This is a genomic window from Actinobacillus minor NM305 (assembly GCF_000175195.1).
Classification (GTDB): domain Bacteria; phylum Pseudomonadota; class Gammaproteobacteria; order Enterobacterales; family Pasteurellaceae; genus Haemophilus_A; species Haemophilus_A minor.
Genome location: NZ_ACQL01000146.1, coordinates 1 through 9766 on the forward strand (window position 1 = coordinate 1; position 9766 = coordinate 9766).

General features: G+C 38.7%; 9 protein-coding genes. 2 read left to right on the plus strand and 7 right to left on the minus strand.

What is annotated here, in order from left to right:
* Nucleotides 1-198: 198 nt before the first annotated feature.
* The 4 genes from AM305_RS10290 to cpdA all read right to left on the minus strand — a co-directional run bounded on the left by AM305_RS10290 (nucleotide 199) and on the right by cpdA (nucleotide 3679).
* A complete protein-coding gene (locus tag AM305_RS10290) occupies nucleotides 199-777 on the minus strand; it encodes a DUF805 domain-containing protein (protein WP_005825805.1) in 579 nt (192 codons plus the stop codon).
* A gap of 12 nt (nucleotides 778-789) precedes the next feature.
* Entirely contained in the window at nucleotides 790-2127 is a 1338-nt protein-coding gene (gene srmB, locus AM305_RS10295; protein ID WP_005825807.1) for an ATP-dependent RNA helicase SrmB, read from the minus strand.
* 110 nt (nucleotides 2128-2237) lie between these two features.
* Complete coding sequence (rraA, locus tag AM305_RS10300) at nucleotides 2238-2735, minus strand: ribonuclease E activity regulator RraA (RefSeq protein ID WP_005817970.1); 498 nt, start codon at nucleotides 2733-2735, stop codon at nucleotides 2238-2240.
* Between the two features lie 116 nt (nucleotides 2736-2851).
* Complete coding sequence (cpdA, locus tag AM305_RS10305; protein ID WP_005825809.1) at nucleotides 2852-3679, minus strand: 3',5'-cyclic-AMP phosphodiesterase; 828 nt, start codon at nucleotides 3677-3679, stop codon at nucleotides 2852-2854.
* Nucleotides 3680-4067: 388 nt separating this feature from the next.
* On the opposite strand from cpdA, the gene tyrS reads away from it, so the two are divergent.
* On the plus strand, nucleotides 4068-5258 hold the full coding sequence (gene tyrS / locus AM305_RS10310; protein ID WP_005825811.1) for a tyrosine--tRNA ligase: 1191 nt from the start codon (nucleotides 4068-4070) through the stop codon (nucleotides 5256-5258).
* Nucleotides 5259-5387: 129 nt separating this feature from the next.
* On the opposite strand, the gene AM305_RS10315 is transcribed toward tyrS, so the two are convergent.
* The 3 genes from AM305_RS10315 to uvrD are packed head-to-tail and all read right to left on the minus strand — an operon-like array spanning nucleotide 5388 to nucleotide 9028.
* The gene (locus AM305_RS10315) at nucleotides 5388-6014 is read right to left on the minus strand and encodes a YchE family NAAT transporter (RefSeq protein ID WP_005818079.1); all 627 of its coding nucleotides are present in this window, start codon (nucleotides 6012-6014) and stop codon (nucleotides 5388-5390) included.
* Between the two features lie 18 nt (nucleotides 6015-6032).
* Nucleotides 6033-6827, minus strand: a complete 795-nt coding sequence (locus AM305_RS10320; RefSeq protein WP_005825813.1) for a TatD family hydrolase — start codon at nucleotides 6825-6827, stop codon at nucleotides 6033-6035.
* A 5-nt stretch (nucleotides 6828-6832) separates the two neighbouring features.
* Nucleotides 6833-9028: a DNA helicase II gene (gene uvrD, locus AM305_RS10325; protein WP_005825815.1), complete on the minus strand. Its 2196-nt coding sequence runs from the start codon at nucleotides 9026-9028 to the stop codon at nucleotides 6833-6835.
* A gap of 183 nt (nucleotides 9029-9211) precedes the next feature.
* On the opposite strand from uvrD, the gene AM305_RS10330 reads away from it, so the two are divergent.
* Complete coding sequence (locus AM305_RS10330; RefSeq protein WP_005825817.1) at nucleotides 9212-9706, plus strand: OmpA family protein; 495 nt, start codon at nucleotides 9212-9214, stop codon at nucleotides 9704-9706.
* Nucleotides 9707-9766 lie beyond the last annotated feature (60 nt).

Consider the following 9766-nt stretch of genomic DNA (forward strand, 5'->3'; position numbering starts at 1 on the left):
ATAGCACCATGAGGTGCTTTTTTTATATCTTAAAATTCTTATCTTATACTTAACCACATTTTAGCCAAAATGGCATAGTAGGCAAAATCACATCCAGAATTTGGTATTTAGTAGGCTTGAATAAGGTTTATCTTTTTTAGTTTTGCTCTCTCCACATTCAGAGAGAGCAAAATTTGAGGAAAGTAAGTGAGATGAATTTTAAGACTGTGTAGTTATTACAGAAGTATTTTCTGCTGCCGGAATTGCCTTTGGATCTTCACCATATTTATTAGCGTAGCGTTGCCCGTCTTTAAAAAGAAGAATACACCAAATACCAATAGAAATAAGCCAAACTATGCCAGAAATCAAGAAAGCTATCATCTCTGCTGTTTGTTCACTTTCTGTAAGATAGCCATTATCAGCATGGGAAAGAAAAGGAATAACAGCGAAAAGATGAACCATTTGAGGTACAAAATGGAGTACTAATTGCCACCAACCCGACCAGCCTAAATCATGCAATCGGCGTGTGATAAGGCTGGTTGAGGTCAGAAACATCACTATGATCCAAGCAAAGTAAATAAGGAAGAAAATGAGAAACGCAGTGCCGCCAAGTAAAGCTACAATATCCGATTGAGAAGCACCTACGGTTAAAATACCTCCCAAAGCGAAAATAAAAAAGACAAACATAACACCGATACTGATTAAAAAATAAGTTAAATAAAACCAACCAAACTCAGCTCGTCTCGCTCGTCCTTGGTAGGTAAAAATATTTTTAAGTGCGTGAATAAACCATTTCATTTTTAGTTCCTCTTAGTTTGAGTTTGTTGTCTGCCCTGTTGGCTTACGGCGTTTACCAATATTCTTTGTATCTTTGTGGCGAACTTTCGTTTTAGCTTTTGCTGCTTCTTTTTTCGCCTCTTTACGTTGCTTAATACGCGCTTTCTCTTTTTTGGTTTTGCTGTTCAACTCACCATCTTTCGGGGCTTTCGTTCTTGGCTCTAACCCCTCAATAATGCGAGGTTTTAACGGTTCTTCCGTATAGCGTTTAATTTTACCTAATAATTTATAATCGTGCGCTTCAACTAAAGAAATGGCTGAGCCTTTCTTACCTGCTCGAGCGGTTCGACCGATACGATGAAGGTAAGTATCTGCGCTATAAGGCAGATCAAAGTTGATCACAAAATCTACATCATCAATATCAATACCACGTGCAGCAACATCTGTTGAAACAAGCACATTGACCACATTCTCTTTCAAACGATTAATTGCCTGATTACGTTGTGTTTGTGCCATATCGCCTTCAAGGTAAGTTGAACGTAAACCTCGTTTGCGTAACGTATCACTTAGCTCTCGCACAGCTTCTCGGCGGCGAACAAAGACGATCACTTTTTCCATTTCAAAATCATTGATCAAACGAGCAAGTAACTTCGTTTTGTGATCGAGGTTATCTGCGTGGTAATACCATTGTTGGATTTTTTTACGTTCACGGCGACTTGGCTCAGCTTCAATTTGCACTGGATCATTTAAAAGACGCTCAGCAAAATCAACGAGTAATTCGCCTTCAAGGGTGGCAGAAAATAACCAAGTATGTTTACGCCAGCGTGTTTCTGCGGCAATTTTTTCGGCATCTTGTCCAAATCCCATTTGTAACATACGGTCTGCTTCATCAAAAATCAGAATTTCAACCGCACGGCAGTCAAAATTTTCTTCTTTGATGTATTGCATTAAACGCCCTGGCGTTGCAACAACGATATCCTGATTTTTATTAAACACTTCACCGTGATTTTGATATGCCACACCACCAGTAATGGTTGCAATACTTAAATTGGTAAACTCAGCCAATTCTTCTGCTTGTTCTGCCACTTGCATTGCCAATTCACGGGTCGGCGTTAAAATTAAAATACGAGGCGCCCCCGGTTTACGGCGTGGGTAATCCAATAAATGTTGAATTGCCGGCAATAAAAAAGCGGCTGTTTTCCCCGTTCCGGTAGGTGCAGAGCCTAGCAAATCTCTGCCATCTAAGGCATAAGGAATAGTTTGTGCTTGAACAGAAGTCGGGCGTTTATAGCCTTTTTTATGAAGTGCTTTGAGAAGTTGAGGAGATAAATCTAATTCTTCAAAGGTTAAAATTGGGTTTTCGGTTGTCATTATGATCCTTACAAGCGGTTAAAATCGGTCAATTTTTTGTTAAAAATAATAAGAGAGGGAGCAATAAAAATGCCCCCATGATAAATTAAGAAATGAGGTGGGTGAGTGGATTAATCTTCTAATTCGTTTAGATCTAAGCGTTCCGGCGATAAGATAATCCCCGTCAAATCTGCATAGATATAGTCTTCAGGGAAGAATGTCACGCCACCAAAATTTACCGGTGTATCAATTTCCCCAATATCGGTATCTTCTGCACCGACAGGAATTGGCGCAAGCGCATGAATACCAATATCTAATGTCTCTAATACATCTAATTGGCGAACCGCACCATAAACAATAATTCCTTCCCAACCATTATCTACAGCAAGTTGCGCTAATTCTGCATCAATTAATGCTCGGCGAACTGCACCACCGCCATCTACTAACAATACGCGCCCTTCCCCTTCTTCTTCTAAAACATCTGCAATTAAGCCGTTGCTTTCAAAACATTTTACTGTGGTAATTTTGCCACAAAAAGAAGATGCTCCGCCAAAGCTAGAAAAAATGGGTTCTACCACATCAACTTGATCTGAGTAAATATCACAAAGTGCTGAGGTATCGATACGCATAATAGACTCCGTTTATCATAAATTGTTATAGATAGAGTATAAACCTAACTGCAGAATTTGCAAAATATTCTAATTATAGTAATAGTGCCGTTTTTAAGTGAAAGAGGCGGAGGAATTTAATACCCCTTAGCCTCTAAATTTGGTAAAAAATCATTTGATTTTAACCGCTTCACTTCCGTTTCAATTCGCCCATCTTCAAACAAACTGATTTCACGCCAGCCTTGAGGGAGTATATCCAATGTAAATTCATCGCAATTTGGTTTAAATTGTATACAAGTTGAAGGTGTCGCCAAAATTTGGATATTCTGCCAAATCGCATTAACCTCTTGATGAATATGTCCATGCAAAATAGCTTTTACTTTCGGAAATCGAGCCAAAATTTTTGCTAATTTATCGGCATTTTTCAGTGAATGTTGATCAAGCCAAGCAGAATGTGTCGGCAAAATATTATGATGTAAAACGATTAAACTAAATCTATCACTATTTTCTGATAAGGATTTTTCTAGCCAAGCTAATTGACCTCTTGAAAGATAGCCACTTGGTGCTCCAGCCACCTGACTATTCAGCATAAGAATTTGCCAATAATTCCCAGCAAAAATTTGTTTTTCGGGTTGAATATAAGGGTATTCACTTAAGCATAAACTCATTTGAGGTTGTTCATCATGATTTCCCTCCACCCAAAAAACAGGTTTTTTGAAGGGCTCTATCATTCGCGCAAAATGATGGTAGCCCTGTATCTGATGATCTTGAATCAGATCACCGGTGGCTAAAATTGCATGAAAATTAACATTAGTTTTCTGAACTTCCGCTAATACGGCTTGTAAACTTTGGTGCGTATTAACACCGAGTAAACAAGTGCTTGGTTCAGAAAATAAATGGGGATCGGTAATTTGTAGTAACCTCACAACAGGTTCATCTTTGCCTAATTGATAAAAAACGTTCATGGCTTGATTCCTTCATATTGACCGCAATACTTTACTGTTTTCTTGCAGGGAGATCAGCAAGTAATGTTTAAAAATGAGAGGTATGTTGGATTTTTTTTTGATTTTGTCGATTTATTGACTAAAAAATCCAAGTTTTTCACTAGATTTGATAAAAATTTTATAATGTAAAATATATCACATGATAATTATTCTTATTTGTAAATTTATGTAAGTTTTATTGAAATGTTTTTGAGAATTATTATCATATAGAAAATTTAAAAATAATAGGTAATCACTCCAACTCTTTACGCCGTATTCCCCCACAAAATACGGCGTTTTTTTTCGCCTTTTTTGCACAAAGTCGCTATAATACGGGCATTTTTTAAGTTTCACTTTGTAAGGAATAATAATGACACAACCTATTGAAACCATTCTTGCCGAACTTAAACGTGGCGTAGAAGATGTTTATTCAGAAGCTGATTTAATCGAGAAATTAAAAGAAAACCGTCCGTTACGCGTAAAACTTGGGGCAGATCCGACCGCTCCAGATATTCACTTAGGACATACAGTCGTGTTAAATAAACTTCGTCAATTCCAAAATTTTGGTCACGAAGTAATTTTCTTAATCGGTGACTTTACTGCAACAGTCGGCGATCCATCTGGTAAAAATGCAACTCGTCCGCCACTTTCTCGTGAAGATGTATTACGAAATGCAGAAACCTATAAAGAGCAGATCTATAAAATTCTAGACCCACAAAAAACCCGTATTGTGTTCAACTCAGATTGGTTAGGCGAATTAGGTACGGTTGGTATGATCCGCTTAGCATCAAACTATACTGTGGCTCGTATGTTAGAGCGTGATGACTTCAAAAAACGTTTTGCTAACAATCAGTCTATCGCTATTCACGAATTTATCTACCCATTATTGCAAGGTCACGACTCTGTGGCATTAGAAGCAGATATTGAGCTTGGTGGTACAGACCAAACCTTTAACTTATTGATCGGTCGTGAGTTACAAAAAGCCGCAGGGCAGAAGCCACAGGTTGCAATGACATTACCACTGCTTGTTGGTTTAGACGGCGAGAAAAAAATGTCGAAATCCCTTGGTAACTATATCGGCGTGACCGAAGCACCAAATGAAATGTTCGGCAAAATTATGTCGATTTCTGATGAATTGATGTGGGATTGGTACAATTTACTCTCATTCCGTCCATTAACTGAAATTGCACAGTTAAAAGCAGACGTGGAAGCAGGTAAAAACCCTCGTGATGTGAAAATTCTATTGGCTAAGGAGATTATCGCTCGTTTCCATTCTGAAGCAGATGCAGATGCGGCAGAACAAGAGTTTATCAACCGCTTCCAAAAAGGTGCAATGCCAGATGAAATGCCTGAATTTACCTTTGAAGGTGAAATTGGTTTAGCGACATTGTTAAAAGAAGCAGGTTTAGTACCTTCAACATCTGAAGCAATCCGCTCTGCACAACAAGGCGGTGTAAAAATTGATGGCGAAAAAGTTGATGATGTGAAACAAAATGCACAAAAAGGCACTTTCGTATATCAAGTGGGTAAACGTAAGTTTGCTCGTGTGACTGTGAAGTAATTATACAAATTAAGGCTATTAACCTTTGCTCCCTCGTTAAGGAGGGAGCAAAGGTCTTAAGCAAAATTGTTTTTTATGCAGCTACTGTATAATATCGTAATGAATTAACAGAATAGTATAAGATATTGTTTATAACACACCAAGATTTCTAAGCCCAGCGGTAATAATTTCTACCCCTAAAGACATCAAAAGCAAGCCCATAATCCTTGTTATGACATTCGAACCTGTTTTTCCCAATTTCTTGATAACCGGCTCTGAATAGCGAAAGAGGATATAACAAGCAACACCAAATAAAATAATGGTTAATGAAGAATAAACGTAGTTTAACCATGTGTGTTGCCCTGAACCAAAAACAATGGTTGCACTAATTGACCCCGGACCAGCCATAATCGGCATGGCTAGCGGTACAACTGCGATGTTATTGTAATCTTCGATATTTTCGTTTTTTTCCTCTTTATTGATTTTGTGCTCACCAATTTTCCCGTTGATCATGGTAAGGGCAATCATGACGACAACAAAGCCTCCGGCAATGCGGAAGGAATCAATCGAAATACTAAAGGAATTGAGAATAAAGTTCCCAAAATAAAAACTCACCAATAAAATAACCACCACAGAAAAACAGGTGACTAAACTCGTTCTATGCTGTTGTTCTCGGGTAAGATCTGCTGTCATCGAGTAGAAAACGGGAACAACACCAATAGGATTGACTAAGGCAATAAGCCCGATAAAAAATTGTAAATAGATCGAAAGGTCCATATTTTCCTTCCTTTTAAATCATTTTGAATCAAATAAGTGAAGACTGTTTTGCCAAATCGTTTCTGCAATAGATAAAGGCGATTCACTACGGAGCGTGCATAATGCCTCAAAACTGACTTTTAAGCGCTCTGGTCGGTTTGGCTGCCCTTGATAACCAAAAACCGGCATATCCGGTGAATCCGTTTCTAAAAGCAAGCTATCTAAAGGGAGCTTTTTAATCGCTTCACGAGTTTTATTTGCTCGTGCGTAAGTGATTGTTCCGCCTACGCCAATTTTATACCCTAAATCAACAAAACGCTTAGCTTGATCATAGCTACCGGCAAAACCATGTACAACGCCTGTTCGTGGTAACTGTGCCTTTTTCAAAAAGGAGAACAAAGCATCATGGCTTTTACGAGAATGTAAATTTACCGGTAAATTAAACCGCTTGCTAAGGGTTAATTGAGCCTCAAGGTATTCGCACTGTTTTTTCCACAAATCGGGGGTGCAAACCTCCGCTACCGCTTTTTCTAAACCAATTTCTGCAATGGCGGTACAAAGAGGATCTTGTTTTGCTAGATATTTTTCTAAGCATTCAAGATCTTCCGGTTTATGCTGCTGAATGTAGAGAGGGTGTAACCCTAAGCCATAAACAATATGATGAGGCATTGCCTGTGCGGTTTGGATAACGCGTTCAAAATTGTCGGCAAAAACCGCAACAACAAGGAGTTTTTCCACTTGTGCGGAGGTTGCCTCTGTAATCAATTCTGAAACGGAGAGATTAAGCATCTCCGATAAGTAATCCAAATGAGTATGTGTATCAAAAAAACGCATAAATTTTAGACTTTCTCAAGATTCGCCATTTTTGCGATTAACCATTTTATCCCATTGCCTTGGAAGGCGATTTGTAGGCGAGTCGCTTCGCCTGCACCTTCAACATTAATAATTGTACCTTGCCCGAATTTGGCATGATACACTTTTTGCCCCATTTTCCATGTGTCATTGTTGAGAATGGAAGCGGTTGTTTTTGGCGCTGTTTTTGCAAAAGGAGATGATGAGGCAAAAGATGCAGCACGGTTAATGTTGCCACGTAAGCGAATTTCACGAATATGTTCTTCGGGTAATTCAGCGATAAAACGTGAAGGAATATGGCGCTCTTCTTTACCGTATAACCTTCTTAATTCCGCATGACTGATGGTTAATTTTTTCTTCGCCCGAGTGATGCCCACATAAGCTAAGCGGCGCTCTTCTTGTAATCGCCCTTCATCATGACTCATACCACTTGGGAAGATGCCTTCTTCAACGCCAACAATAAAGACTCGAGGAAACTCTAAACCTTTTGCAGAATGAAGTGTCATGAGTTCCACATAATCTTGATGCGGAGAGGCTTGAGCTTCTCCTGCCTCAAGTGAAGCATGAGTTAAGAATGCGGTCAGTGGTGTTAAATCTTCCGCTTCATCTGGTGGTGTAAATTGTTTTGTAGCGGTAACTAATTCTTCCAAGTTATCAATTCTTACCTCGCCTTTATCGCCTTTTTCTTGCTTATACATTTCATATAAACCTGATTTACGAATCACAAAATCGGTTTGATCGGCTAAAGACATTTGCTCTGTTTCGCTATCTAAAGCATTGATAAGTTCAACGAAGCGTAATAGCGCAGAAGCCGCTCTTCCTGAAAGCTGCTCTTCTTGAATAGCAACTTGGATTGCTTGCCAAAGGGTAATTGAGCGAGTTCGAGTAAGTTGTCTAATCGTTTCTAATGTACGCTCGCCAATGCCCCGTGGCGGAGTGTTGATAACACGTTCAAAAGCGGCATCATCTTGGCGGTTTGATATTAAACGCAAATAGGCAAGCGCATCTTTAATCTCTTGGCGTTCAAAGAAACGCATCCCACCGTAGATACGGTAAGGAATGTTTGCTTGAATTAACGCTTCTTCAATCACACGAGATTGGCTGTTACTTCGATAAAGTACTGCGCATTCTGAAAAACTGCCTTCATCTTCTTTCCATTGTTGAATTTGTGCTGCGACAAAGCGTGCTTCGTCTAATTCATTAAAGGCGCAATAGATTTCAACAGGATCGCCGTCACCGCTTTCTGTCCAAAGTTTTTTTCCTAGACGATTGTCATTATTGGCGATCAATTCATTTGCAGAGGCTAAGATATGCCCTGTGGAGCGGTAATTTTGCTCAAGACGAATTGTTTGCGCTTGTTCGTAATCTTTTAAGAAACGTTGAATATTTTCAACTTGTGCGCCCCTCCAACCATAGATAGATTGGTCATCATCGCCTACGATCATGACTTTGCCATGCTGACCGGCAAGTAAATGAATGAGATCGTATTGGATATTGTTTGTGTCTTGGAATTCATCGATCAAAATATGCTGAAAACGTTGCTGATAGCGTTGTAGAATCAGAGGTTTATTTTTCAACATTTCGTAAGTTCGGATCAAAAGTTCTGCAAAATCAAGCAAACCTGCACGATCACAAGCATCTTGATAAAGCTGATAAATTTCGACTAATTTCTTTTCATTGTGATCATTGAAATGTTCGATATCTTTAGGACGTTTACCCTGATCTTTTTGTGAATTGATATACCAAGCTACCTGTTTGGGAGGGAAATGCTTTTCATCAATGTTATGGAGTTTTAGTAAACGTTTGAGTAAACGTTGCTGATCTTCCGTATCCATAATTTGGAAATCTTGGGGGAGATTAGCATCAAGATAATGTGAACGGAGCAAGCGGTTCGCAATACTATGGAAAGTACCTACCCACATACCAAACATATTATGGCTAGATTGCTCTAACGTTGCTTCAATACGTTGGCGCATTTCGGCAGCAGCTTTATTGGTAAAAGTCACCGCAAGAATGTTTGATTCAGGAATATTTTCTATGCCAATAAGCCAAGCAATACGATGGGTAAGTACGCGCGTTTTACCCGAACCAGCGCCAGCCAATACAAGATAATTGCCAATAGGGGCTGAAACGGCTTCTCGCTGTTTATCATTTAAGCTATCAAGTAGTAGAGAAAAATCCATGAATATTGCCTTTTGAATTGTTTTTTTATACAGTTAATAAAGCCATTATAACGTAAAGCGATTAAGTTTTGGAAAAGTTTTGCAAAATGTTTTGATATTTAGAGCATAAAAATTTACTATTACGGAGTTTGTAAGTTTATAAAAACTTAATTTAGGTCTACATTTTTATATAAGGATTAAATGATGAAATTAGTAAAATTAGCGACTGTATCAGCACTTGCTGCTTTATTAGTTGGTTGTGCGCAAAGTAATAACTTAGATGCTCAAGCACCTGCTGTTGTGCCATCTGTACCAGTGAAAGAAGCGTCAGTTACAGCACCAGCAAAAGAGTTTACATTAAGTGGTGACTTCCTATTTGATTTTGATAAATCTGTATTATCAGCTCAAGGTAAATCAACATTAAATGGTATTGCTAAAGAAATTAAAGAAGCTGGTGCTAAAAATGTAACAGTTACAGGTTATACAGACCGTTTAGGTTCAGCAGCTTATAACCAAAAACTTTCACAAGCTCGCGCAGCTACAACAAAAGCTTACTTACAATCACAAGGTGTTTCAGCTAACATTAAAGCAGTTGGTCGTGGCGCAGCAAACCAAGTGAAAGCATGTAAAGGCGAAACAGGTCAAGCATTAAAAGATTGCTTAAAACCAAACCGCCGCGTACATATCATTGCACGTTAATTTTTAATAGAAAATCCGGCTCTTGCCGGATTTTAGACTGATGACAAACCCCAAATAAAT